The 23547-nt window shown below is 63.2% G+C and carries 25 protein-coding genes; 7 read left to right on the forward strand and 18 right to left on the reverse strand.

Going from position 1 to position 23547, the window contains the following annotated elements:
- Positions 1-7: 7 nt before the first annotated feature.
- Both NCCP436_RS09070 and NCCP436_RS09075 read right to left on the reverse strand, forming a co-directional pair.
- Positions 8-1354 carry a tryptophan--tRNA ligase gene (locus NCCP436_RS09070; protein WP_220803666.1) on the reverse strand — a complete coding sequence of 449 codons (1347 nt, stop codon included), beginning with the start codon at positions 1352-1354 and terminating at the stop codon, positions 8-10.
- A 37-nt stretch (positions 1355-1391) separates the two neighbouring features.
- Positions 1392-2021, reverse strand: coding sequence for an alpha/beta hydrolase (locus tag NCCP436_RS09075; protein WP_220803667.1), 630 nt, complete (start codon positions 2019-2021; stop codon positions 1392-1394).
- Between the two features lie 274 nt (positions 2022-2295).
- Here NCCP436_RS09075 and NCCP436_RS09080 point away from each other — a divergent pair, with 274 nt between their 5' ends.
- The gene (locus tag NCCP436_RS09080; protein WP_220803668.1) at positions 2296-2727 is read left to right on the forward strand and encodes a YhcB family protein; all 432 of its coding nucleotides are present in this window, start codon (positions 2296-2298) and stop codon (positions 2725-2727) included.
- A gap of 44 nt (positions 2728-2771) precedes the next feature.
- Here NCCP436_RS09080 and lipB read toward each other — a convergent pair whose 3' ends face one another.
- From lipB to NCCP436_RS09135, 11 genes are all read right to left on the reverse strand, one after another.
- Positions 2772-3395, reverse strand: a complete 624-nt coding sequence (gene lipB, locus NCCP436_RS09085) for a lipoyl(octanoyl) transferase LipB (protein ID WP_220803669.1) — start codon at positions 3393-3395, stop codon at positions 2772-2774.
- A complete protein-coding gene (locus NCCP436_RS09090; RefSeq protein ID WP_220803670.1) occupies positions 3395-3673 on the reverse strand; it encodes a DUF493 domain-containing protein in 279 nt (92 codons plus the stop codon). The genes lipB and NCCP436_RS09090 overlap by 1 nt, the downstream gene beginning before the upstream one ends.
- 71 nt (positions 3674-3744) lie before the next feature.
- Positions 3745-4905 carry a D-alanyl-D-alanine carboxypeptidase family protein gene (locus tag NCCP436_RS09095; RefSeq protein ID WP_220803671.1) on the reverse strand — a complete coding sequence of 387 codons (1161 nt, stop codon included), beginning with the start codon at positions 4903-4905 and terminating at the stop codon, positions 3745-3747.
- A 109-nt stretch (positions 4906-5014) separates the two neighbouring features.
- Positions 5015-6028, reverse strand: a complete 1014-nt coding sequence (locus NCCP436_RS09100; protein ID WP_220803672.1) for a septal ring lytic transglycosylase RlpA family protein — start codon at positions 6026-6028, stop codon at positions 5015-5017.
- Positions 6025-7035, reverse strand: a complete 1011-nt coding sequence (gene mltB / locus NCCP436_RS09105; RefSeq protein WP_220803673.1) for a lytic murein transglycosylase B — start codon at positions 7033-7035, stop codon at positions 6025-6027. The genes NCCP436_RS09100 and mltB overlap by 4 nt, the downstream gene beginning before the upstream one ends.
- A gap of 17 nt (positions 7036-7052) precedes the next feature.
- Positions 7053-8156, reverse strand: coding sequence for a rod shape-determining protein RodA (gene rodA / locus NCCP436_RS09110; protein WP_220803707.1), 1104 nt, complete (start codon positions 8154-8156; stop codon positions 7053-7055).
- A gap of 38 nt (positions 8157-8194) precedes the next feature.
- Positions 8195-10090: a penicillin-binding protein 2 gene (gene mrdA / locus NCCP436_RS09115; protein WP_220803674.1), complete on the reverse strand. Its 1896-nt coding sequence runs from the start codon at positions 10088-10090 to the stop codon at positions 8195-8197.
- 18 nt (positions 10091-10108) lie between these two features.
- Positions 10109-10576, reverse strand: coding sequence for a 23S rRNA (pseudouridine(1915)-N(3))-methyltransferase RlmH (gene rlmH, locus NCCP436_RS09120; protein WP_220803675.1), 468 nt, complete (start codon positions 10574-10576; stop codon positions 10109-10111).
- A 9-nt stretch (positions 10577-10585) separates the two neighbouring features.
- Positions 10586-10939, reverse strand: coding sequence for a ribosome silencing factor (gene rsfS, locus NCCP436_RS09125; protein WP_259651473.1), 354 nt, complete (start codon positions 10937-10939; stop codon positions 10586-10588).
- A 69-nt stretch (positions 10940-11008) separates the two neighbouring features.
- The gene (gene nadD / locus NCCP436_RS09130) at positions 11009-11692 is read right to left on the reverse strand and encodes a nicotinate-nucleotide adenylyltransferase (RefSeq protein ID WP_220803677.1); all 684 of its coding nucleotides are present in this window, start codon (positions 11690-11692) and stop codon (positions 11009-11011) included.
- Positions 11693-12958, reverse strand: a complete 1266-nt coding sequence (locus tag NCCP436_RS09135; RefSeq protein ID WP_220803678.1) for a glutamate-5-semialdehyde dehydrogenase — start codon at positions 12956-12958, stop codon at positions 11693-11695. It lies immediately after the preceding gene.
- A gap of 158 nt (positions 12959-13116) precedes the next feature.
- Here NCCP436_RS09135 and NCCP436_RS09140 point away from each other — a divergent pair, with 158 nt between their 5' ends.
- Positions 13117-13833: a DNA-3-methyladenine glycosylase gene (locus NCCP436_RS09140; protein ID WP_220803708.1), complete on the forward strand. Its 717-nt coding sequence runs from the start codon at positions 13117-13119 to the stop codon at positions 13831-13833.
- On the forward strand, positions 13830-15146 hold the full coding sequence (locus tag NCCP436_RS09145) for a bifunctional DedA family/phosphatase PAP2 family protein (protein WP_220803679.1): 1317 nt from the start codon (positions 13830-13832) through the stop codon (positions 15144-15146). Before NCCP436_RS09140 ends, NCCP436_RS09145 begins: the two co-directional genes overlap by 4 nt.
- On the opposite strand, the gene NCCP436_RS09150 is transcribed toward NCCP436_RS09145, so the two are convergent.
- From NCCP436_RS09150 to NCCP436_RS09160, 3 genes are all read right to left on the reverse strand, one after another.
- On the reverse strand, positions 15140-15727 hold the full coding sequence (locus NCCP436_RS09150) for an LON peptidase substrate-binding domain-containing protein (RefSeq protein WP_220803680.1): 588 nt from the start codon (positions 15725-15727) through the stop codon (positions 15140-15142). The two genes, NCCP436_RS09145 and NCCP436_RS09150, sit on opposite strands and share 7 nt — an antisense overlap.
- A 127-nt stretch (positions 15728-15854) precedes the next feature.
- On the reverse strand, positions 15855-16571 hold the full coding sequence (locus NCCP436_RS09155; protein WP_220803681.1) for an LrgB family protein: 717 nt from the start codon (positions 16569-16571) through the stop codon (positions 15855-15857).
- Entirely contained in the window at positions 16568-16927 is a 360-nt protein-coding gene (locus NCCP436_RS09160) for a CidA/LrgA family protein (protein WP_220803682.1), read from the reverse strand. Before NCCP436_RS09160 ends, NCCP436_RS09155 begins: the two co-directional genes overlap by 4 nt.
- Positions 16928-17193: 266 nt before the next feature.
- Here NCCP436_RS09160 and NCCP436_RS09165 point away from each other — a divergent pair, with 266 nt between their 5' ends.
- From NCCP436_RS09165 to NCCP436_RS09180, 4 genes are all read left to right on the forward strand, one after another.
- Complete coding sequence (locus tag NCCP436_RS09165; protein ID WP_220803683.1) at positions 17194-17649, forward strand: MaoC family dehydratase; 456 nt, start codon at positions 17194-17196, stop codon at positions 17647-17649.
- Between the two features lie 133 nt (positions 17650-17782).
- Complete coding sequence (locus NCCP436_RS09170) at positions 17783-19498, forward strand: C13 family peptidase (RefSeq protein ID WP_220803684.1); 1716 nt, start codon at positions 17783-17785, stop codon at positions 19496-19498.
- A 62-nt stretch (positions 19499-19560) separates the two neighbouring features.
- Complete coding sequence (locus tag NCCP436_RS09175; protein ID WP_220803685.1) at positions 19561-20202, forward strand: oxidoreductase; 642 nt, start codon at positions 19561-19563, stop codon at positions 20200-20202.
- Positions 20203-20205: 3 nt separating this feature from the next.
- Complete coding sequence (locus tag NCCP436_RS09180; RefSeq protein WP_220803686.1) at positions 20206-20523, forward strand: DUF5629 family protein; 318 nt, start codon at positions 20206-20208, stop codon at positions 20521-20523.
- A 20-nt stretch (positions 20524-20543) separates the two neighbouring features.
- Here NCCP436_RS09180 and NCCP436_RS09185 read toward each other — a convergent pair whose 3' ends face one another.
- Entirely contained in the window at positions 20544-21176 is a 633-nt protein-coding gene (locus NCCP436_RS09185; RefSeq protein ID WP_220803687.1) for a response regulator transcription factor, read from the reverse strand.
- 22 nt (positions 21177-21198) lie between these two features.
- Complete coding sequence (locus NCCP436_RS09190; protein WP_220803688.1) at positions 21199-23499, reverse strand: PAS domain S-box protein; 2301 nt, start codon at positions 23497-23499, stop codon at positions 21199-21201.
- Positions 23500-23547 lie beyond the last annotated feature (48 nt).

Raw genomic sequence — 23547 nt, forward strand, 5'->3', positions numbered from 1 at the left:
CCACGGGTCAGTCCTGCACAGCCAGCGTTTCGCGCAGACGAGCGATGGCCACCTCCAGTGCCATCGCATCGGCAAACTCGGGACTGGAGGCGACTGCCTGGTTATCAATCCAGACCGTGAAACCCAGTCCCTCACTGCGCACATCCAGCGTTTCACCAGACTGCAGGCGCTTGCTGGCCTGACCAGCGGTTTTTCCATCGGCAAAGGATTTCGACAGCAGCAACTGCTCGCCACTGGCGTCCAGCAGCCGGAAACGGAAGCTGCCGTCTTCATCGCGAAAACTGACGAAGCGCGCACTCTTGGCTGCCTTTTTCTTCTCGCTACCGGCCACCTGCACCTGCTCACGGAACGAGCGCAGGCCCACTGCCTCACGCAGCTCACCAAGGAAAGGCGTGGCAATCCTGCGCGCCTTGGCGGCACCGGCGAGGAGGATGTCCTCCAGGTCGGCCGGTTTGGCAATCAGCGTGTTGTAGCGCTCACGCGCCTCACCCAGGGTGTCTTCAAGCAACTGGTACAGACGGTTCTTCGCTTCGCCCCAGGCCAATCCGCCCTCCAGATCAGCTCGGAACCCTGCCTGCTGCTCCGGAGTTGCGAAGGCCTGGTAGAGGCTGAACAGGTGCGAGCTGTCGGCGTCTTTCGGCTCGCCCGGCGCACGCGAATCGGTGACGATCCGCGCGACTGCATCCTTGAGCTGCTTGCTGCTGCCAAACAGCGGGATGGTGTTGTCGTAGCTCTTGCTCATCTTGCGGCCGTCGAGGCCCGGCAGTGTAGCCACGTTTTCCTCGATCACCGCCTCGGGCAGGACGAACAGCTCACGCCCCTTGCCGAACAGGTGATTGAAGCGCTGGCCGATGTCGCGGGCCATCTCTACGTGCTGGATCTGGTCACGACCAACCGGCACCTTCTGCGCATTGAACATCAGGATGTCAGCAGCCATCAGCACCGGATAGCTGAACAGGCCCATGGTGACACCCGCGTCCGGGTCTTCACCGACCTCGACGTTCTTGTCCACCGAAGCCTTGTAGGCGTGGGCACGGTTGAGCAGGCCCTTGCCGGCGACACAGGTAAGCAGCCAGCACAGCTCGGGAATCTCGGGGATATCGGACTGGCGATAGAAGGTCGCCTTGTCGGTATCCAGCCCCAAGGCCAGCCAGGTGGCAGCGATCTCCATGCGCGAGCGCTGGATACGCGCCGGGTCGTCGCACTTGATCAGCGCGTGGTAATCGGCCAGAAAGTAGAAAGAGTCAGCCTGCGGATCGCGGCTGGCAGCAATGGCCGGACGGATGGCACCGGCGTAGTTGCCCAGATGCGGAGTGCCAGTAGTGGTGATACCGGTAAGAATACGGGTTGTCATGAGGTTTGCCTGAATTCGTACGCAAAGGATCGGAAACTTACAGGCGCGGCAGCAGAAGTTCTTTCAGATCCGTCAGCCGGCCATGAAAAAAGTGGCCGCATTCTGCCACTTTCAGCAGCTCGTGGGCACGCCCGAGGCCGGCCGACCAGTCGTAAACGGCCTGAGCTTCGATCACTTCGTCGTCTTCCGGCTGAATCACAACTAGCGGACAGCGGCTGGCCGGCGGATTGTCTGCAGTCAGCCTGTGCACGGCAGGTGCCACCATGAACAGAGCCTGCGGAACCCGCTCTCGGGCCTCCAGCCGGCCGCCCAACGCGGCGGCAACGAAACCACCGAAGGAAAAACCAAGCAGGGTTACGGGCAAGTCCGGATAGCGCTCCCGCAACCAGTCGGCCACCGCCTCGGCGTCATCCACCTCGCCATTGCCCATGTCATGACTACCGGCACTGGCACCCACACCGCGATAGTTGAAGCGCAAGGTGTGATAACCGCAGTCGCGCGCGGTGCGCTGCAGGGTTGAGACCACCTTGTTGAGCATGGTTCCGCCCTGCACCGGATTGGGATGACAAACCAGCGCCACACCACGGGCGGCCGGCACTTCGAGATGGAGGGCTTCCAGCTGGCCCTGTGGACCTGGAATGAAAACGGGGGTTTCGCGACTGAGCAACACTGAACTCCGTGACCCCGTAACGGGTCGACTCGTCTAGCAGACTGCCTGCAAAGCAGACGTGAACACAGAAAATCCTGCGCCGCCAAGGGCAGCCCAACCGGCAGCCCGATGGCAAAGCGAGGAAAGGGAGTTTACGCGGTGTAAACCTCCATTCCGAGCCGATTGTGCGCATTCGCAGCCGGGTGCTGCCGGCGCCGAATCACTCCGGACCGTATACAGCGCAGGCTCAAGCCGCTAACGTAAAGCAAAGCCGTTTTGAGAGGAAGGACTCGTGGAACAGACACTTACTGCCTGGTTGATACCCGCCCTGACCCTGGTGGTCGGCATCGCCGTGGGCTTTCTCCTCGCCCGACTGGCACCCAATGCAGCACCGGGACGCAGCCAGCGGCAGATGGACGAAATGCAGGCACGCTTCGAGGCCTACCAGAACGAAGTGGTAACTCACTTCAATACCACCGCCAGCCTGGTGAAGAAGCTCACCCAGAGCTACCAGGAGGTCCAGGAGCACCTGTCAGACGGCGCCAACCGTCTGGCCCTGGACGAACTGACCCGACAGCGTCTGCTGGCCACGCTCAATAGCGTTGATACAGGAGAAAAGCGCGAGCGCCTGACTCCGCCAAAGAACTACGAGATGCCCAAAGACTATGCGCCGAAAAGCGATGGCCCGGGCATGCTCGACGAGAGCTACGGTCTGAAGAAGTAACCATTGCACAGAGCCCCGCTCCGGCGGGGCTCTTCATTTGCGCCTCAACCGGCGCTGTAACCCAGGCGATTCCGCAACGCCTGCTCAAGGCGCTGAGCCACCTCGTCCAGCGAGACCGGACTGTTCAGCAAATCCTTCATCTGTACCATCTTCAGCCCGGCGTAGCCGCAAGGATTGATGCGCAGGAAGGGGGTCATGTCCATGTCTACGTTCAGCGCCAGGCCATGGAAGGAACAGCCGCGGCTGACCCGCAGTCCCAGCGAGGCGATTTTGTCGCCATTGACATAGACCCCTGGAGCATCGGCCTTGGGTGCTGCAACGATGCCGTAACCAGCCAGCAGATCGACCAGACTCTGCTCCATCGCGGTGACCAGCTCGCGCACGCCCAGATCCAGGCGGCGCAAATCGAGCATCAGATAGGCCACCAGCTGGCCGGGGCCGTGGTAGGTCACCTGGCCGCCGCGCTCGACCTGCACCACCGGAATATCGCCCGGCGCCAGCAGATGCTCGGCCTTGCCGGCCTGGCCCTGGGTGAACACCTGCGGATGCTGCAGCAACCAGATCTCGTCCGGCGTCTGCTCATCACGCTCACGGGTCAGCCGACGCATGGCTTCCAGCGTCGGCTGGTAGTCGACCAGGCCCAGATGGCGAACGATCAGCGACGCCACTAGAGCACCATATGCACGCGCCCGGTGGCACGCAGGTCAGCATGGATGGCCTGCAACTGTTCAACCCCGGTGGCGGTGATCAGTACCTGTACCGACAAAAAGTTGCCGTTGCGGCTGTCACGCATCATCAGGGTAGAGCTGTCCAGATCCGGGGCGTGGCGGCGGATTACTTCGATGACCAGCTCGGAAAAGCCCTCGCCAGCAGTACCGATCACCTTGATCGGGTAGCGATCGCAGGGAAACTCGATCTTCGGCGCTTGAATGTCGCTATCACTCATATCTCATGCGGGCCCACGGCCCGTCCTCCGGTGGCCGCCCATGGCAAGCGGCCGGCTCGTGTCGTGGCTCTCTAGTTGAACAGGCCGTAGAAGAACAGGCGGATGCTGTCCCACAGACGGCGCAGCAGGCCGCCCTCCTCGACAGTTTCCAGCGCAACCAGGTCAGTACTGCGCACCACCTCGTCACCGAGTCGAACCTCGACCTTGCCAATCACGTCGCCCTGCTGGATAGGCGCCACCAGTTGCGGCTCCAGCACCATGCTCGCCTGCAATTTCTCCAACTGCCCCTTGGGCATGGTCAGGGTCAAATCCTCGGCCAGACCGGCCTTGACCTGCGAAGCCTGGCCCTTCCAAACGATTGCCTGAGCCAGTTCAGCGCCCTTCTGGTAGAAGGTGCGACTCTCGAAGAAGCGGAAACCATAGGTCAGCAGCTTCTGCACCTCGGCCGCCCGCGCCTGCTCACTAACGGTACCGAACACCGAGGCGATCAGTCGCTGGCCGTCACGCACGGCAGAGGCCACCAGGCAGTAACCGGCCTCCTCGGTATGACCGGTCTTCAGCCCGTCAACGGTACTGTCGCGCCACAGCAGCAGGTTGCGATTGGGCTGCTTGATACCGTTCCAGAGGAACTCCTTCTGCTTGTAGATGGCGTAGTGCTCCTGATCATCGAAGATGATTGCGCGAGCCAGCTTGGCCATGTCATGTGCCGAGGAGTAGTGATCCGGATCCGGCCAGCCGGTGGAGTTGACGAAGAACGTGTTGGTCATCCCCAGGCGCCGGGCATGGGTGTTCATCATGTCGGCAAAGGCGTCCTCGCTACCAGCGATGTGCTCGGCAATGGCGACACTGGCATCGTTGCCGGACTGGATGATGATGCCGTGCAGCAGGTCGTTCACCGAGACTTCCTTGCCAACCTCGATGAACATCTTCGAGCCGCCCATGCGCCAGGCCTTCTCGCTGACGCGCACCATGTCGGTTTCCTTGATCTGGCCGCGATTGATCTCCTGCGTGGCGATATAGGCGGTCATCAGCTTGGTCAGGCTGGCCGGTGGCAGACGCTGGTCACCGTTACTTTCCACCAGCACCTGGCCGCTGGCCGCGTCCATCAGCACATAGGATGTCGCCGCCAGTTGCGGCGGCGCGGGGATCACTTGCTGGCTGGCTCCGACGAGCGGAGCAGTCAACAGACCCAGGAAGAAGAAAGCACGTTGCGCGAAGCTGGTGATGTTCATCCGTCTCTCGAAAATGTGTTGCTTGAGTTGAGCGACCCCTCAGGGTCATCGACTGGCCTGCCCGAGCAGGCCAGGAAGTTAGTCCGGTAAAAAACGCTTAAGTTGCCAGTTAGTCACCCTGTACCAGAGTCGGCTGCCCCAGGTTAGCCAGGCGGACGCTGCTCTGCAGCTGCTCAGCCTCGCCCTGATTGCTCAGCGGCCCGAGACGTACGCGATGCAGGATCTGCTGGTTGCGTACCACTGAGCTGACGAATACCGGGACACTGGTAGTCTGGCTCAGCTTGGCCCGGAGCAGCTCCGCAGCGTCCGGATTGGCGAAGGCTCCCACCTGGAGATACAGGCCAGAGGCTGCGAGTGAATCGTTTTTTTTTACGTCCACCTGTACCGGCAGGATGGCCGCGGCATGCTGCTCGGGCGGCGGCGAGTACTGTTCGACCACCTGTGGTATCGCCTTGGCCACCGGCTCGGCGACCATCGCCTTGGCTGGCTGCGCATTGGCCAGCACCATCGGCACTGGCCGCCCCTGCTGAGCCCACCATTCGTGCGGATCAATACCCTCGACCCGCACCTGTGCGGTTCCCTTCTCGGCATAACCAAGCTTCTTGGCCGCCGCAAAGGACAGGTCAATTATGCGATCAGAGTAGAACGGCCCACGGTCGTTGACCCGCAGAATCACGCTCTTGCCATTCTCCAGATTGGTCACCCGTACGTAGCTGGGTAACGGCAGAGTCTTGTGTGCAGCGGTCATACCGTACAGATCGTAGGTTTCACCGTTGGCAGTGGCCTGGCCATGGAACTTGGTACCGTACCAGGAGGCCGGGCCCACCGCGACATAGCGACGGGCATCCTGAATCGGATAGTACTGCTTGCCGAACACCACGTAGGGACTGGCCTTGACCGGCCCGTAGTGCGGCATGGGGATGGCATCCGGAATCTTCGACACGTCCACATCCCACCAGGGCGCGCCATCCTGGTGCGGCCGGCTGAAATCGCTTGGACCGGAGATCGAGCCGCCCTGGTTAGGCGCAACGGTACTTTGCGCCGGGCGATTGCTGGAACAGCTCACCAGCAGCAGGGTGGCACCCAGGAGGGCAGCCAGCGGCATGAGTTTGGACACAGTCATTGCTTACCCCGTGCTTCGACCAGCGCCTCGGCCAGCTGATTGACGGCCATGGCGTACATCACGCTGCGATTGTAACGGGTGATGGTGAAAAAGTTGGGCAGACCGAACCAGTATTCGTCACCTTCAGCACCTTCCAGACGAAACGCCGTGACCGGTGTCTCATCGGCCAGTACATCGGCACTGCGCCAGCCCAGCTCACGCAGCTCAGCAACGCTCTTTACCGGATCAAGCCCCTGGGTCAGCCCTTCATCGACCCGCTCGCCGCTGACTTCGGCACGACTGGCCACCTGGCCGCCTGCTTGCCAGCCGTGGCGTTTGAAATAGCTGGCGACGCTGCCAATGGCATCGGTCGGGTTGCTCCAGATATTGATGCGTCCATCGCCGTCGAAATCCACGGCATAGGCCCGGAAGCTGCTGGGCATGAACTGCGGCAGTCCCATGGCGCCGGCATAAGAACCCTTGAGCGAGAGCGGGTCGACCTGTTCCTCACGGGCCAACAGCAGAAACTCGCGCAGCTCCTTGCGGAAGAACGGCGCACGCGGCGGATAGTCGAAAGCCAGGGTCGACAAGGCATCCATTACCCGCCAGCTACCGGTATTGCCGCCATAAAAGGTTTCCACACCGATGATGGCGACAATGAACTGAGGTGCCACACCATATTCGGCCTCGGCCTTCTCCAGCGCAGCCTGGTTGCGGCTCCAGAATTCCACTCCCTGGCTGATGCGCTTGTCGGTGATAAAGATCGGCCGGTAATCCTTCCACGGTTTGACCTTTTCCGCCGGACGCGAAATGGCGTCGAGAATCGCCTGCTTGCGCTCCACTTCAGCAAACAGCCCTTGCAACTGCTCGCTGGCAAAGCCGTAGTCGCGGGTCAGTTCGTCGATGAACTCGGCCACCTGCGGCGCCCCCTGATAGTCGGCCGCCACGGCCTGGGCAGCGGTACCCAACGCACCGGCCAGGCCAATCCCCAGCAGCGTTCGAGCCGCCCAACTGCGCAATGCATGCATCGATTCAAAACTCCCGATCAAACCTGGGCGATCCACTTTCTATGGGTATGGATCGCCATCAAAACTCCAAAGCCGGCCAACAGCGTCACCAGATGAGTACCCCCATAGCTGATGAACGGCAACGGCACCCCTACGACTGGCAGCAACCCACTGACCATCCCGATATTGACAAAGACATAGACGAAAAAGGTCATGGTCAGCGCTCCGGCCAGCAGCTTGCCAAACAGCGACTGAGCCTGGACGGTAATTACCAAACCACGCGCGAGCAACAGCAAATACAACAACAGCAACAAACAGACACCAACCAGCCCGAACTCTTCAGCCAGCACGGCGATGATAAAGTCCGTATGGCTTTCCGGCAAAAAGTCCAGGTGCGACTGAGTACCCAGCAGCCAGCCCTTGCCCAGCACTCCGCCGGAACCGATGGCAGCTTTCGACTGAATGATGTTCCAGCCCGCACCCAGAGGGTCACTTTCCGGATTGAGGAAAGTCAGCACCCGGCGCTTCTGGTAGTCATGCATGACGAAGTACCACATGCCCACGGCAATCGGCACCACCGCAGCCGCCGCGCCAGCAATCCAGCGCCACTGCAGCCCGGCCATAAAAACAACGAAGGCGCCAGAAGCAAGAATCAGCAGCGAAGTGCCCAGATCCGGCTGCTTGACGATCAGCACGAAAGGCACGCCGATCATCGCCAGACTGATCAGCACATGCTTGAACCTCGGCGGCAGGCTGTGCCGGGACAGGTACCAGGCAATGGTCATCGGCATGATGATTTTCATCAGTTCCGAGGGCTGAAAGCGGATCACCCCGGGAATGTTGATCCAGCGCGTGGCCCCCATCGCCGTGTGCCCCATTACCTCAACCACCCCCAGCAAAGCGACGCCGATCACATAGGCCAGCGGCACCCAACGCGCCATAAAACGTGGATCGAGCTGGGCAATCACCACCACAGCGGCCATGCCGATACCGAAAGAGGAGGCCTGCTTGAGCAGCAGATCCACATTCTTGCCACTGGCCGAATAGAGGATGAACAAACCGCCGGCGCCGAGCATGAGCAGCAACAGCAGCAGCCAGCCATCGAGGTGCAGACGCTGCAGCAGACTGGCACGGCGGCGCAGCACATCCTCGTCGGACAGCACCCGGTCGAAATTGCTCTTCATCGCTGGGTAACCTCGGCATTGGCAGGTGAACTGGCGAATTGGGCCTTGAGCTGCCCGTTGTCATCCAGCAGCCAGGCATCCATCACCTGCTTGACCACCGGTGCGGCGACCCCGGAACCAGACTCGCCGTTTTCCACCATCACCGCCACCGCGATCTGCGGGTTTTCCACCGGAGCAAAAGCAACGAACAGGGCATGATCGCGATGACGCTCCTGCAGCTTGTTGCGGTCATACTTCTCGCCCTGCCTGATGGCCACCACCTGCGCCGTACCACTCTTGCCGGCAATACGGTAGGCCGCCTCCTCACCCACCTTGCGTGCCGTACCGCGAGCACCGTGCATGACTTCCTCCATAGCGCGGATACCGTAGTCCCAAAACTTCGGATCACGCAGCACGATATCCGGCAGCGGATTCTCGTCCACCGGACGGCGACCATCGATACTCTTGGCCAGATGCGGGCGAATCCACTTGCCACGGGTGGCCATCAGTGTCGTGGCCTGAGCCAGCTGCAGTGGCGTAGTTTGCATGTAGCCCTGACCGATGCCGAGAATCAACGTCTCGCCCGGGTACCAGGGCTGGCGGTAACGGGCCCGCTTCCATTCGCGCGAAGGCATCAGCCCGGCGGTCTCCTCGAACATGTCCAGCGCCACGCGCTGGCCGAGACCGAAGCGGCTCATGTACTCGTGCAAACGATCCACGCCCATTTTGTGCGCCAGATCGTAAAAATAGGTGTCGTTGGAACGGGCAATCGCCAGGTTCAGATCCACCCAGCCGTCGCCATTGCGGTTCCAGTTGCGGTACTTGTGACTGTGGTTGGGCAGTTGGTAGAAGCCCGGGTCGAACACCCGCGAGGTGGGTGTGACTACGCCGGCATCCAGGCCTGCCACAGCCACCATCGGCTTGATCGTCGAGCCTGGCGGATAAAGCCCGCGCAGTACCCGGTTGTACAGCGGCTGATCGATGGAATCACGCAACTCGCCGTAAGCCTTGAAGCTGATCCCTGTAACGAAGGGATTGGGGTCGAAGCTCGGTTGGCTGACCATCGCCAGCACCTCGCCAGTGTTCGGGTCAATGGCCACCACCGCCCCACGTCGACCACCCAAGGCACTCTCTGCGGCCTCCTGCAGGCGTACATCGAGACTCAGAACAATGTCCTTGCCCGGTTTCGGATCAATGCGGTTGAGCACCCGCAGCACCCGCCCACGAGCATTGGTCTCGACCTCCTCGTAGCCTACCTCGCCGTGCAACTCATCCTCGTAGAAACGCTCAATACCGGTCTTGCCGATGTGGTGGGTGCCGGCATAGTCGGTCGGATCCAGGCGCTTCAGCTCCTGTTCGTTGATACGTCCGACATAACCGACCGAATGAGCGAAATGCTCCCTCTGCGGATAGTGGCGTACCAATTGTGCTGCCACCTCCACACCTGGCAGGCGGAACTGGTTGACCGCCACACGGGCGATCTGCTCCTCGCTCAGCTCGAACAGGATCGGCACCGGCTCAAATGGCCGGCGCCCCTGACGCACGCGGCGCTCGAACAACTCGCGTTCGTCAGCGCTCAGTTCCAGCACTTCGACCACGGTATCAAGCACGCTGAGCCAGTCTCCGGCACGCTCACGAGTCACCGTCAGACTGAAACTGGGCCGGTTGTCGGCGATGATCACCCCGTTGCGGTCGAAGATCAGACCACGGGTCGGCGGCAGCGGCTGCACATGAATGCGGTTGTTCTCCGCCAGGGTGCTGTGATGCTCGTACTGGATCACCTGCAGGTAGTACATGCGCGCAATCAGTACGCAGATCAGCAGCACAATGAGCATCACCCCAATCAGCACACGGCCGCGCACTACGCGCGCGTCTTTCTCGTGGTCCTTGATGCGAATCGGCTGGTGGGGCATCGCCAGGCAGTGCCTACTTCACTTGTGGTAGGGATGGCCGGACAACACGGTCCAGGCACGGTAGATTTGTTCGCCCAGCAACACTCGAACCAACGGATGCGGCAAGGTCAGAGGCGACAGCGACCAACGCTGCTCGCTGCGCGCGCAGACTTCCGGGGCCAACCCTTCCGGCCCGCCGACCATGAGGTTGACGTTGCGCGCCTCCAGGCGCCAGCGATCCAGTTCGGCAGCCAGTTGCTCGGTGCTCCATGGCCTGCCATTGACCTCCAGAGTGACAATGCGTTCGCCCGGCTGCACCTTGCTCAACATGGCCTCGCCTTCCTGGCGGATTAACCGGGCAACGTCGGCATTCTTGCCGCGCGTCTGCAGCGGGATTTCCACCAGCTCCAGCGGCAGCTCCGGCGGCAGGCGCTTGACATACTCCTGCCAGCCCTCCTCGACCCAGCGCGGCATGCGCGAGCCGACGGCAATCAGCCTGATGCGCATGAGCGAACCTTACTCGGCGCTGTGCTGGGCGCGGCTCTGCTCGGCGCCCTGCCACAGGCGCTCGAGATCGTAGAACTGGCGAGTGGCCGGCAGCATCACGTGCACCACCACGTCGCCCAGGTCGAGCAGCGCCCACTCACCGGCATCCAGACCTTCACTGCCAATCGGCCGCACGCCCTGTTCCTTGACCTTTTCCAGCACGTTGTCCACCAGAGCCTTGACCTGTCGGCCGGAGCTGCCGCTGGCAATAACCATGAAATCGGTGATGCTGGTCTTTTCCTTGACGTCGATGACGGTGATATCCGTCGCCTTGATTTCTTCCAGTGCCGCAACGGCAATCTTGACCAGCTCAGCGCTGGGCATTTTCTGTTTACTCATGTTCGACTCATTTGCCTCATATAGGGTGGACGCTGCGCCTTCGAGCGCCGCGCTTCAAGCTTCGGGCACGGCATAAAGCCGATGCGCCTGAATATAGGCCAGCACCGCGTCCGGCAGCAGGTAGCGCGCCGAGCGGCCGGTGGCCAGCAACTGGCGGATCTGCGTAGCGGAAATCGCCAGCGGTGTCTGCCAAATGAAACTGATCTGTCCGCCAGGCCCGGCCAGGCTCAGCGGGTCGCTGACACTACGTGCCGCCAGTAGATCGCGCAGCGCCTCCGGCGCCTCGCTGCCGGCATCCGGCCGCTGCAACACCAGCAGATGACAGTGTTCCAGCAGCGCCTGCCAGCGATGCCAGCTCGGCAGACCACAGAAGGCATCCCAGCCCAGCAGCAGAAATACCTGATCGCTCGCACTCAACTCTGCACGCAGCGACTCCAGGGTGTCGATGGTGTAGGACGGCCGGTCGCGTCGCAGCTCTCGGTCGTCCACCGACAGCCGTGATTCATCGGCCACCGCCAGCTTGACCATGGCCAGTCGCTGCTCGGCACTGACCTGCGGCATCTCGCGGTGCGGCGGCCGCGCACTGGGAACCAGCCGCAGCTCGTCCAGCACCATTAACTCGGCCACCTCAAGCGCTGCACGCAGGTGGCCGTTATGCACCGGATTGAAGGTTCCGCCCAACAGGCCAATGCGCCGGGCGTACGGGGTTCGGGCGCCAGAGGCGTCGCTATGCTTCATCTAGGTGCGGATATGTCCGTCGCCGAATACTACGTACTTCTGGCTGGTCAGCCCCTCCAGGCCAACCGGGCCACGCGCATGCAGCTTGTCGGTGGAGATACCGATCTCCGCCCCCAGGCCGTACTCGAAGCCATCGGCAAAGCGCGTCGAGGCGTTGACCATGACCGAGGCGGAGTCCACCTCGGTGAGAAAGCGCCGCGCATCCGTGAGGCTCTCGGTGATGATCGAGTCGGTGTGCTGCGAACCATAGTGATTGATATGCTCGATCGCCGCGTCCAGCGAGTCGACGATACGAATCGCCAGGATCGGCGCGTTGTACTCGGCGTACCAGTCGTCCTCGCTCGCCTCCAGCACATCACTACCCAGCAGCGCACGGGTAGCCGCATCGCCACGCAGCTCCACGCCCTTCTCGCGATAGATGGCAGCCAGCGGCGGCAGCAGACGCTCGGCAATAGCCTGGTGCACCAGCAAGGTTTCCATGGCGTTGCACGGCGAATAGCGCTGGGTCTTGGCGTTATCGCAAACGCGAATAGCCTTGTCGAGGTCAGCCGCAATATCCACATAGACGTGGCAGACGCCATCCAGATGCTTGATCACCGGCACCTTGGCATCGCGGCTGATACGTTCGATCAGCCCCTTGCCACCGCGCGGCACAATTACGTCGACGAACTCCGGCATGCTGATCAACTCACCCACCGCGGCGCGATCCGTGGTTTCCACGACCTGCACGCTGGCGTCCGGCAAGCCGGCCTCCGCCAGCCCCTGACGAATGCAGCGGGCAATCGCCTGATTGGAATGGATGGCCTCGGAGCCGCCGCGCAGGATGGTGGCGTTACCGGATTTCAGGCACAGGCTGGCCGCCTCGATGGTCACGTTCGGCCGCGATTCGTAGATGATGCCGATCACCCCAAGCGGTACGCGCATACGGCCCACCTGGATACCGGAAGGCAGGTAGCGCATGTCCTGGATCTCGCCAATCGGGTCAGGCAGCGTGGCTACCTGGCGCAGGCCCTCGATCATGCCGTCGATCACCTTCGGAGTCAGCGCCAACCGGTCGATCATGGCCGGCGCCAGGCCATTGGCGCGCGCAGCGGCCAGGTCCTGTTCGTTGGCGGTAGCCAGCTCGGCGCGGGCGGCGTCGAGGGCTTGAGCGGCGGCCAGCAATGCGCGGTTCTTCTGCGCGGTGCTGGCCCGGGCAAGTACCCGCGAAGCCTGACGGGCGGCCTGGCCCAGGCGGGACATGTAATCGTGCACGGACTCGGTCATGGCGGAGTAGATCTGGGAAATGGAAAAAGGGGCTGATTATAGCCGGCTCGCAGAGCCACGCCCAGCGGCGTCTGGCGGCCTAGCTCCGAATGCAGCTACAGAGCCCCGACTGATATGCTCGCGCCTCCGAATCAAGCTGAAAGACCATGCAACCAACCATGCCTGTCGCCCTTGCTCCGGATCTACCCTGGCCCGGAGCTCGACCACTGCCTGACGCCTTTTTCAACCGCGATGCCCAGACACTGGCGCGCGAACTGCTCGGCAAGGTGATCCGCCACCGCTTCGGCGGACTCTGGCTCAGCGCCCGCATCATCGAGACCGAAGCCTACTATCTGGTCGACAAGGGCAGTCATGCCTCACTCGGCTACACCGAAAAGCGCCGTGCGCTGTTCGCCGACGGCGGCCATATCTACATGTACTACGCCCGTGGTGGCGACTCCCTGAACTTCAGCGCCCATGGTCCGGGCAACGCAGTTCTGATCAAATCCGCCTACCCCTGGCTGGACGCGCACAGCGGCCCCGAAGCCCTGGCCACGATGCAGCGCAACAATCCGGACGGCCACGGCCAACCCAGGCCAGCCGAGCGCCTGTGCGCTGGCCAGACCCTGCTGTGCCGGGCTCTGGGCCTGAAAGTACGGGACTGGGATGCGCAACGCTTCGACCTCAAGCGCCTGTTCGTCGAGGACGTTGGCGAACAGCCTGCGGCCATCATCCAGTGCGCACGCCTGGGAATTCCTAAAGGCCGCGACGAGCATCTGCCTTACCGTTTCGTCGATGCCGACTACACCCGTCACTGCACACGCAACCCATTGCGTCGCGGCCAGGTCGAAGGTCGTGATTATCGAATGCTGACAGCGGAGCCCTCGCAAGCATGATGCACTGGTTCGACGGACTCACCCTGTGGCTGCAGGGCAACCCGCACTGGCTGGCTCTGGCCATTTTCCTGAGCGCCTGCCTGGAATGCCTGGCCGTGGCCGGAATTGTGGTGCCCGGTGTCCTGTTGCTGTTCAGCCTGGCGGTTCTGGCCGGCAGCGGTGCCGTGCCACTGTGGCAGGTGCTATTGCTGGGCTATGCCGGCGGGCTGCTTGGCGATGCACTGTCCTACGGGCTGGGGCGGTGCTTCCATCAGAACATCCGGCGACTACCGCTACTACGCGAGCATCCGCAATGGCTGGTGACGGCAGAGCGCTATTTCCAACGCTACGGAGTGATGAGCCTGCTGATTGGGCGCTACATCGGCCCGCTACGCCCAATGCTGCCAATGGTGGCAGGCATGCTCGACATGCCGCTGCTGCGCTTCATGCTGGTCAGCCTGCTGGCCGCTGCCGGCTGGGCCGTGGCCTATCTGCTGCCTGGCTGGGCCACTGGAGCAGCACTGCGCCTGCCATTGCCGGAAGGCTTCTGGAGTGCCGCCGGAATTGTCTGCGGCGTGCTGGCGACATGCCTGTTGCTGGTGATCCAGGCCAGTCTGCACGAGCGGCGCTGGAGCAGCGCCCTGGCCACTTTGCTGGGTGCCATGACGCTGGCCGCACTGCTGGCCGGATTCAGCCAACTGGACAGCTTCGATCAGGGCTTGATGGCTCTGCTACAGTCAGAACGTCAGGCGCCCCTCGATCCGGTCGCCGTATTCATCACCCGCTTTGGCGATTTTAATCTGCAACTGGCCGCCGGGGTGCTGCTGGTGGCGCTGCTGCTGGCCTGCCGCCAATGGCAAGCCGGGATATTGGCCGGAAGCAGCCTGCTGCTGGCTGCCTGCGTCACAACTGCCCTTAAGCATCTGCTGGAGCGCCCCCGCCCGGAGATACTGCTCCAGCCGCTGGAGAGCTACAGCATGCCCAGCGGCCACAGCTCGGCGGCCTTCGCCTTCTTCCTGGTGCTGGGGATACTGGCCGGACGCGGGAGCGCCGCACGCACCCGCCTGGCCTGGCTAGTGATCGCCAGCCTGCCGGCGCTGGCCATTGCCCTGTCGCGCGTTTACCTGGGCGTCCACTGGCCCACCGACATCATTGCCGGCGCTCTGCTGGCAAGCACTGGCTGCGCCTTATGCCTGACACTGTGCCAACGCGCCGCGCCGCTACAACCTCTGCCCGCCCGGGTCTGGTGGCTGGTGCTGCCAGCCTGCCTGGCGCTGCTCGGGGTCATGGCCACCTGGCAGTTTTCCGCCGCGCTGCTGCGCTATAGCTACTGAAACTCCTGCTGCAGGCCGTCGAGCAGAGCCCGCAGGCGTTCCAGACGCTGCCGAGGATCGTCGAGCTGCAGCAACTGCTGCTTCTGCTGGGCCTCGAATGGCAGCAGGTAGGCAAGCTGATTGGCCAGTTGCGACTGGCTGGCAGCCAAACCGGACATCCCCAGGCCTGTCACCAGCGGATGCTGCGCCAGCGCGGCGAGCAGTGCCGCCAGTTCGGCATGCTCTCCGAGCAGCGGACGATCCTCACCCTCGTCGAGCCACTGCACCTCGGCAATAGTCAGTTGATCCGGCAACACCTGCGCTCGCCCGACCCGAAAGCGCCGTCTGCCCTCGACCCTGATACCCAGCAAGCCATTGGGCCGCTGCTGGAAGTCACACACCCGCGCTTCGCAGCCCACAGCAGCAAAGCGGCTGGCTGCAGTGCCGACCTCCTCACCCTCGACAATGCACACTACGCCAAAGCCGCTATCCTGCTTCATGCAGCGACTGATCATGTCCAGATAGCGGGCCTCGAAGATCTGCAAATCGAGCAGACAGCCCGGGAACAGAACCGTGTTGAGAGGAAACAGGGGCAGCATCATGGTCGCACGCCTTCAGCAGGAACTCCGCCTGCAGTGTGCCAGCCCCGCCCGCTGCTTCCCAGCCGCGGCAACCACAGACTTCGCCCCCGGCGGCCGGAGGCGAGGCCAGACACTTTTCCAGCCGGGGCTAAACCAGCAGAACGAAGGCCAGCGGCAGCAACACGGCGGTAATCACCCCCATCAGGCTCATGGCCAGGGCGGCAAAGGCACCGCATTCGTCGCTCTCCTGCAACGCCCGCGCCGTACCCACCGCATGAGCGGTAATACCTAGCGCCATACCCTGCGCTGCCGGGTGACGGACACGACACAGGCGCAACAGCGACGGGCCAATGATAGCTCCAATTACCCCGGTAAGCATCACGAACACCGCGGCCAGCGCGGCAATCCCGCCAATCTGGTCGGCTACCAGCATGGCGATGGGCGAGGTCACCGACTTCGGCGCCATACTGCGAATCATCAGCGACTCGGCCCCAAACAGCCAGGCCAGACCAAAACCCAGCACGGTGGCCATAGTCCCGGCCACGCCGAGGGTTATCAGAATCGGCCAGAGCAGTTGGCGGATACGCCGCATATTGAGATAAAGCGGCACGGCCAGTGCCACCGTGGCTGGCCCGAGCAGCAGGGTCAGCGCCTCGACACTGCGGCGGTACTCGGCAAAACTCAGTCCGCATAGCAGCAAGATTCCTATCACAGCCAGCATTGACACCAGCACCGGCTGCAGAAACACCCAGCGAGTGCGCTCGTAGGCAGCCATGGCCAACTGATAGCCCCCCAAAGTAATACCGATGCCGAACAGTGGGTGATGCGTCAGCGCCTGCCAGGCGCCTGCCCAGTCGAGATTCATGCGTCCTCCCGCGATTGCTGGCGATCGATCAGGCGCTGCATCAACCAGCCGGACAGGGCCACGGAAAACAGCAGTGAGAGAACCAGCGCGCCGACCACCGCCCAGAAATCGGCAGCGATATCGGACGCATAAGCCATCACCCCCACGGCCGGAGGCACCAGAATCAGCGGCAAATAGCGAAGCAGGCTGGTGGAGGCTTCATTAAGCGACTCGCCCACCTCACCACGTAGCAGAAGAAAGGCAAATAGCAGCAGCATGCCGATGATCGGCCCTGGCAGCATGGGCAGCAGCAGTGCGTTGAGAGCAGTACCGAGTAACTGGCACAGCACCAGCCAGGACAGGCCGCGAAGCAGCATGATTGAAGTCTCCGAGAAAACAGGCAGGAGCCATCATCGCCCCGGGACAGGGGATAACGGGCATCCTTGAGGGCATCCCGGCCATTATAAGCATGCCAGCCCGGCTCTTGCCTTTTCATGACGTGCCATTCAGTACCATGGTACGAGCTTGCCCCGTTGCCGCCCGCATGCGGACCTAGCGCGCAACGGCCGCCTGCCTGACTCCGCGAGCAGCCGCCGGAACAGGCAGACCATAATAACAACACACGCATCCTCCAGGAGGAACCATGCCGTCAGTACCCGTAGCGCAACTCAAGGACTATGTTGGCAAGGAGCTCGGCAAATCCGAGTGGCTGACCATCGATCAGCAACGCATTAATCAGTTCGCCGACTGCACCGGCGACCACCAGTTCATCCACGTCGATCCGGAAAAGGCCAAGCTGACTCCTTTCGGCACCACCATCGCGCACGGTTTCCTCACCCTGTCGCTGATCCCGATGCTGATCCAGGACATCATGGTGCTGCCCGACGACCTGAAGATGGCCGTCAACTACGGTCTGGACAGTGTGCGTTTCATCCAGCCGGTCAAGGTCAACTCGCGCGTTCGCCTGGCACTCAGCCTTACCGAAGCGACAGAGAAGAACCCGGGCCAGTGGCTGCTCAAGGCCCGCGCCGTGCTGGAGATCGAAGGCCAGGAGAAACCGGCCTACATCGCCGAGCCGCTGACCCTCTGCTTCATCTGATCCGCCCTCCGGTTGACGACCTGCCGCGCCAGCGGCGATAACAGGTCGCAACACCCGCAACTGTGCGGCGCATCCGCGCCGCCGTCTGCGCTTGCGGCATACTGACCGCCTATGTCCCGACCCGGATGCCCTGATGATCTCGCCTGCCCTGCGCCTAGCGCCCCTCTGCCTGAGTTTCCTGCTCGTCGCCTGCGACGAGGTTCGCCAGCTGACACCGCCCGATGCCATCCTGCCTGACGGCGCCCGCTATCACGGCGAGATCGTCGATGGCCTGCTACAGGGCCCCGGACGCCTCGAATATGCCAACGGCAGCTGGTTCTCAGGCCAGTTCAAGGACGGCCTCTACGAAGGTCCGGGCGAATGGCAAGGGCCTGCCGGCGAGCATTATCAGGGCGAATTCCGGCAGGGCATGTTCCACGGCCAGGGCACCCTGACCTACACCGACGGCAGCCGCTATAGCGGCGAATTCGTGCAGAACCGCTTCAATGGCGAGGGCCAGCTAGAACAGAACGGCCTGCGTTATCAGGGCGGCTTTGCCAATGATCTGTTCGACGGACTGGGCAAACTGGAGCTGACCGATGGCAGCAGCTTCCAGGGCCAGTTCGCCAAAGGCGTTCCCCATGGCCCGGGCGTACGCACCGACGCTTACGGCAACCGCTACAGTGGCGAATTCAGCGAGGGCGCGCTCAACGGCCAGGGCAACTACAGCGGAGCCGACGGCGACAGCTACAACGGCGAGTTAGCTAATGACGAGTTTCACGGCAAAGGTCGCTACCAGAGCGCCGACGGCGATATCTGGACCGGGGAATTTGTCGCAGGGGCATTGCAGGGCAATGGCGAGCACCAGCGCAGCGATGGCAGTCGCTACCTCGGCCAGTTCGAAGACTGGCGCTACGAAGGCGAAGGTCTGCTGACCCTGACCGATGGCAGTGTCTACCAGGGCAGCTTTGCCATGGGGGAATACCATGGCAAGGGCACCCTGACCCTGGCCGACGGCAGCCGCCAGAGCGGCATCTGGCAGCGCGGCCGCCTGGTGCGCGACGAGCAGGGCCGGTCCGTGCCGGACAGCCTGGAACTGGGTCTGCTGCTGCAGGGCCGTCTGCTTGACGAAGCCATTGCCGCCCTGCCCGCCTCCACCGCCGAACGCGAACTCTATGCCCTGACGCTGGCCGGCGACGGCAGGCAGAGCGTGTTCATGCGCGAGGCCGAGTACGTCGCCCAACTGATGCGCGAGCGCTTCGGCGCCCACGGCAGCATCAGCCTGATCAACCACCGCGACCATCTTGCCGATCGGCCACTGGCCACCCGCGAGAACCTAACGCGCGTCATACAGGCTCTGGCCGAGCGCAGCGGCGCGGAAGACCTGATCTTCATTTACCTGACCAGCCACGGCTCGCACCGTCACGAACTCAACCTCGACCTGCCACGCCTGCAACTGGCGGATCTGCCGGCCACCGAGCTGGCCGCCCTGCTGCAGCCTTTGCGTGATCGCAACAAGGTAGTGGTGATCTCGGCCTGCTATTCCGGCGGCTTCATCCCGCCACTGAAGGACGACAAGACCCTGGTAATGACTGCCGCGCGTGCCGATCGAGTGTCCTTCGGTTGCAGCGAGGAAAACGACTTCACCTATTTCGGCCGTGCCCTGTTTGCTGAGGCCCTGGGCGAGACCGACAACCTTGAGCGCGCCTTCGAGCTCGCCAGCGAGCGAGTCGCCGAACGAGAACAAAGCGACGGTTTCGAAGCCTCCGAACCGCAGATCTGGGCTCCACGCGGGGTTCTCGAGCACTGGCGGAGCCTGCGCGAAAGTCAGGCCAAACGGGCACTGGAGAACGTGACCGAGGCCCGCTGAAAGGGCTAAGCTCAGGCCAGCAGGGGCTGCATCCGACCCGTTCACAGATACGAGACGACTGAATGCACCAGACTCCGCAACACATCCTTATCGCTGGTGCCACCGGCCTGACCGGTGAGTACCTGCTCGACCGCCTCCTCAACGAACCCACCGTGACTCGCGTACTGGCTCCCAGTCGACGGCAACTGGCAGATCATCCGCACCTGGAAAACCCGGTGGGCGAACTGGAGACACTGCTGCCGGCGTTGAACGGCCCGCTGGATACGGTCTTCTGCTGCCTCGGCAGCACCTTGCGCCAAGCAGGTTCGCAGACCGCCTTCCGTCGTGTCGATCACGACCTGATACTGGCCTTCGCCCACCGCGCCCGTGAACTGGGAGCCCGCCACCTGATCCTGATCAGCGCCCTTGGTGCCAATCCGCAGTCCTCGGTTTTCTACAACCGCGTCAAGGGCGAGACGGAAGTTTCCCTACGCGCCATGGACTGGCCACAGCTGACCATTGCCCGACCGTCGCTGCTGCTCGGTGCGCGGCGCGAATTCCGCCTCGGCGAACGTCTGGCCGCTCCGCTGCTGCGCTGTCTGCCGGGACGCTACCGTGCCATCGAGGCCAGTGTCCTGGCGCGGGCACTGTGGCGCCTGGCACTGGAAACCGGCAACGGCGTGCGTATCGTCGAATCCGCCGAACTGCGGCGCCTGGGGAGGTAGAGCATGAGCACCCTGATCGAAGCACTGAACAATGCGGACATGCTCGAGATCGACGGCCTGCATGCCTGGCAGTTCGAGCTGGACAGTGCGCTGCTGAGCGATCCGCAGGCTGATGCGCAACAACCGGTACTGTGGATCGAATGCATCGACGGCCGCACGCCACGGCGCTGGCAATTCAGCCTGGCGGCCGTGCAGGCGGCCAGCCATGATGCGCAAAGCGACGCCTGGCTGCTCGCCGATGCCGGGAGTTCGCACCTGCTCAGATGCTTTGCCGCCTTCTGCGGCGACAACCTCGACGAGGAAGACGACGCTGCAATCTGAAGCTACGCCGCCCGGACAGCTCAGCTGCCGGCGCGCAGCGCCAGAGGATCGACCAGTCCGGCGGCAATCACCATGCCCACCAGCTCCGGCAGGGTTTCGGCCTGCATCCGCTTCATCACCCGCGAGCGATACAGATCGACCGTCTTCACGCTGATAGCCAGTTGCTCGGCCACCTCGCGATTGGTGTAGCCACGCACCAGTGGCAACAGCACGTCACGCTCGCGTGGAGTAAGCTGCTTCAGTCGCGTCTGCACCTCGGCCAATCGCGGGTCATGACGGCCCGAACGCGGTCGCTGCTCCAGCGCCTGCTGAACGCTGTCGAGCAGCAACTGCTCGTTGTAGGGCTTCTCGATAAAATCCACCGCGCCGGCCTTGAACGCCCTGACCACAATAGGCACATCGGCATGCCCACTGACGAAGATCACCGGCAGCTCAATGCCACGGGCACGCATGGCCTCCTGCACGTTCAGCCCGCCCATACCGGGCATGCGCACATCGAGCAGAACACAGGCGTGGGCCCGTGGATCACAGGCTTCGAGAAAATCGCGGCCATTGGTGAAGGGCACGCCGGTCAGCCCCACCGACTCCAGCAGCCAGAGGGTCGATTCGAGCATGCCCTGATCGTCATCGACCACGTAAACCAGTTGTCGCATCTGCTTGTAGCTCCTCTTGTCGTTATGTTTGGCCAGCTTCGCCCTCGGCCTCTTCCCCACGCCCCAACGGCAGACGGCATTCCAGACACAAGCCGCCACCGGCCGCCGGACTGGCCTCCAGTGCCCCGCCAAACCCCTCGATGATGCTGCGGCTCATCGACAGGCCCAGCCCCAGCCCCTCGGCCTTGCTGGTGTAGAACGGAGTGAACAGCTTGCCCAGATGCTCCTCGCTGACCCCGGGCCCCTGATCAATCACCCGTATTGCAAGACTCCCGACGTGCTCGCGGACCTCCAGACGAATCTGCGAAGCAGACCCGGCATGGACTTCACGGTTGGCGTCGATGGCATTGCGCAGCAGATTGAGCAGCACCTGCTCAAGCAATACCCGATCCGCATAGACCGGCGGCAAATCGTCCGGCAGCAGGTCGAGCACGGCCACCTGCGTCGCTCCAGCCTCCCACTGGCACAGTCGCACCGCCTCACGCGCCACCTCGGCCAGATTCAGCGCCTGCATGCGCCGCTGGCCCTTGCGCAGGAAAGCACGCAACCGCTTGATCACCTCCGAGGCATGGTTGGCGTGCTCGGTAATGCGCGCCAGCCCCTGGCTGACTTTGTCCAGCGCCGCCGTATCACTGGCCGCCTGCTGCAGGTAGCGCTGACTGGCACTGGCATAGTTGACCACCGCAGCCAGCGGCTGATTGATCTCGTGAGCAATGCCCGAGGCCAGTTCGCCCAGCGTCACCAGCCGAGCAGTATGTGCCAGTTCGTCCTGATGCCTGCGCTGCTGCGCCTCGCGCAGCTCGCGTTCGGTCATGTCGCGTGCCACCAGCGAATAGTAGCGCTCCTCCCCCGCGCCACGGTGCGCCAGCAGCACCAGCGACACCGGCAACGAACCACCGCTCAGCGGCAGCAGGCGCGCCTCGCTGCTCCACACTCCGCACTCGTCGGCACGCGTCCAGCCTTCACGCTCCAAACGCGCCAGGTCCTCACTCAGCAGCAAGCAGCCCAGCTCCGGCAGCACCTGCTCCGAAGCAATGCCCAGCGCCCGGCGGGCAGAGGGATTGAGATGGGTCAGGCGCCCACCCGGCTCGACAAACAGCACCAGATCCGTATTGGCTTCCACCACCTCGGCCAGACGGCGCTTGTTTTCCTCTGCCTGGATCCGCGCCGTAATGTCACGCGAAACGCTGACCACCTCCACCACCGCGCCGGTATAGGTCTCGCGGATCGCCCGGCTGGCCGTCTCGAACCACAGGTAGTGGCCTTCGCGATGGCGAATACGGAAGCTCATGGTGTGGTAGCCGTCCTGCTCCAGCGCCTCGGCCGCCTGGCGAATCTGCAGGCCTGACTCCTGCGGGTGCAGCAGACTGGTCACGGACACTCCGCGTAGTTCTTCCGGCCAGTAGCCGAGCAGCGTCCAGCTGGCCGGCGAGGCATCGAGGAAAACCCCGTCAGGGGTATGTCTGGAAATCAGATCCGTGGTGTTCTCGGTAATCAGCCGGTACAACCGCTGAGCCCGCGCCGCCTCGCGGCTCTCGCGGATCTCCCGGGTAGCCTCGCGGCAACGGGCCAGCACGCGCCTGTCGGCCTGATCCGGGATAAAACTCCAGACCAGTACGCGCTCACCGTCCTGAGTTTCCACCGACTCGATGGCGCGGTTCTGCTGCAGACAGGCGCGAATCAGCGGCAGGTGATTGACCGGCAGCAGCTCGCCAAGCTGGGCCAGCGAGCGCTGGCCCAGCAAGGACTGCAGGGCGACGTTGCTATCCAACGGCCGGGCCTCAGCATCGAGCAGCACAGCCGGCAGTGGATCGTCCGACAACAGCGGCGCCGTGCGCGCCAGCCCGCTGGCCAGGCGGATCATCTGCTCCAGCAGTTCGCGCAGCCAGGGCAGCCACTCCAGCCCGGCGGCCTCATCCACCTGCAGCAGCAGCAGCCCGGGCTGGCCGGGCTGCAGTTCCAGCGCCAGCGCCTGGCCGTGGTGCAGCGCCGCCCGGCGCAACCGCCCGGCCAGCCAGCAGGGCAACTGGCGCAGCACCTCGAAACTTAGACAGGGCCGTGCCTCCAGCGCCTCGATCAGTGCCTGGTCACTGGCTTGCAGTGGATCGCCCTGCCCGGGCGGCAGACTTGGCCCGTCGTCTTCCTGGGCATAGGTACAACTGCTCGGCTGCCAGGCCAGGTACCAGACCTGACGTACCTGCGGACAGCCCAGCAGGGCACCGCGCAACGCCGTGGCACGCGCCGCGAGCGGCGGCGCCTCGCGCTGGACACGCAGCCAGGACTGCAGGGCTGCAGCCGAAAGGGACAGGTCATCGGCTTTCATATAGTAATTATTCTATAAAACCTTGGTGCTATTTCCATAATCCAGGAA

The sequence above is a fragment of the Pseudomonas sp. NCCP-436 genome, assembly GCF_019656335.1.
Lineage (GTDB): Bacteria > Pseudomonadota > Gammaproteobacteria > Pseudomonadales > Pseudomonadaceae > Aquipseudomonas.

Excerpts from the sequence above, each read along its gene's own strand:
- nadD (WP_220803677.1), bottom strand. The coding sequence starts at position 11,692 with ATGAAGCATAGCGACGCCTCTGGCGCCCGAACCCCGTACGCCCGGCGC.
- NCCP436_RS09150 (WP_220803680.1), bottom strand. The coding sequence starts at position 15,727 with ATGATGCTGCCCCTGTTTCCTCTCAACACGGTTCTGTTCCCGGGCTGT.
- mltB (WP_220803673.1), bottom strand. The coding sequence starts at position 7,035 with ATGCATGCATTGCGCAGTTGGGCGGCTCGAACGCTGCTGGGGATTGGC.
- NCCP436_RS09145 (WP_220803679.1), top strand. The coding sequence starts at position 13,830 with ATGATGCACTGGTTCGACGGACTCACCCTGTGGCTGCAGGGCAACCCG.
- NCCP436_RS09100 (WP_220803672.1), bottom strand. The coding sequence starts at position 6,028 with ATGACTGTGTCCAAACTCATGCCGCTGGCTGCCCTCCTGGGTGCCACC.
- NCCP436_RS09095 (WP_220803671.1), bottom strand. The coding sequence starts at position 4,905 with ATGAACATCACCAGCTTCGCGCAACGTGCTTTCTTCTTCCTGGGTCTG.
- rsfS (WP_259651473.1), bottom strand. The coding sequence starts at position 10,939 with ATGCCCAGCGCTGAGCTGGTCAAGATTGCCGTTGCGGCACTGGAAGAA.
- NCCP436_RS09135 (WP_220803678.1), bottom strand. The coding sequence starts at position 12,958 with ATGACCGAGTCCGTGCACGATTACATGTCCCGCCTGGGCCAGGCCGCC.
- NCCP436_RS09160 (WP_220803682.1), bottom strand. The coding sequence starts at position 16,927 with ATGCTGCTTCGCGGCCTGTCCTGGCTGGTGCTGTGCCAGTTACTCGGT.
- NCCP436_RS09090 (WP_220803670.1), bottom strand. The coding sequence starts at position 3,673 with ATGAGTGATAGCGACATTCAAGCGCCGAAGATCGAGTTTCCCTGCGAT.
- NCCP436_RS09165 (WP_220803683.1), top strand. The coding sequence starts at position 17,194 with ATGCCGTCAGTACCCGTAGCGCAACTCAAGGACTATGTTGGCAAGGAG.
- NCCP436_RS09070 (WP_220803666.1), bottom strand. The coding sequence starts at position 1,354 with ATGACAACCCGTATTCTTACCGGTATCACCACTACTGGCACTCCGCAT.
- rlmH (WP_220803675.1), bottom strand. The coding sequence starts at position 10,576 with ATGCGCATCAGGCTGATTGCCGTCGGCTCGCGCATGCCGCGCTGGGTC.
- NCCP436_RS09185 (WP_220803687.1), bottom strand. The coding sequence starts at position 21,176 with ATGCGACAACTGGTTTACGTGGTCGATGACGATCAGGGCATGCTCGAA.
- mrdA (WP_220803674.1), bottom strand. The coding sequence starts at position 10,090 with ATGCCCCACCAGCCGATTCGCATCAAGGACCACGAGAAAGACGCGCGC.
- NCCP436_RS09190 (WP_220803688.1), bottom strand. The coding sequence starts at position 23,499 with ATGAAAGCCGATGACCTGTCCCTTTCGGCTGCAGCCCTGCAGTCCTGG.
- NCCP436_RS09175 (WP_220803685.1), top strand. The coding sequence starts at position 19,561 with ATGCACCAGACTCCGCAACACATCCTTATCGCTGGTGCCACCGGCCTG.
- NCCP436_RS09155 (WP_220803681.1), bottom strand. The coding sequence starts at position 16,571 with ATGAATCTCGACTGGGCAGGCGCCTGGCAGGCGCTGACGCATCACCCA.
- NCCP436_RS09170 (WP_220803684.1), top strand. The coding sequence starts at position 17,783 with ATGATCTCGCCTGCCCTGCGCCTAGCGCCCCTCTGCCTGAGTTTCCTG.
- NCCP436_RS09180 (WP_220803686.1), top strand. The coding sequence starts at position 20,206 with ATGAGCACCCTGATCGAAGCACTGAACAATGCGGACATGCTCGAGATC.
- NCCP436_RS09140 (WP_220803708.1), top strand. The coding sequence starts at position 13,117 with ATGCCTGTCGCCCTTGCTCCGGATCTACCCTGGCCCGGAGCTCGACCA.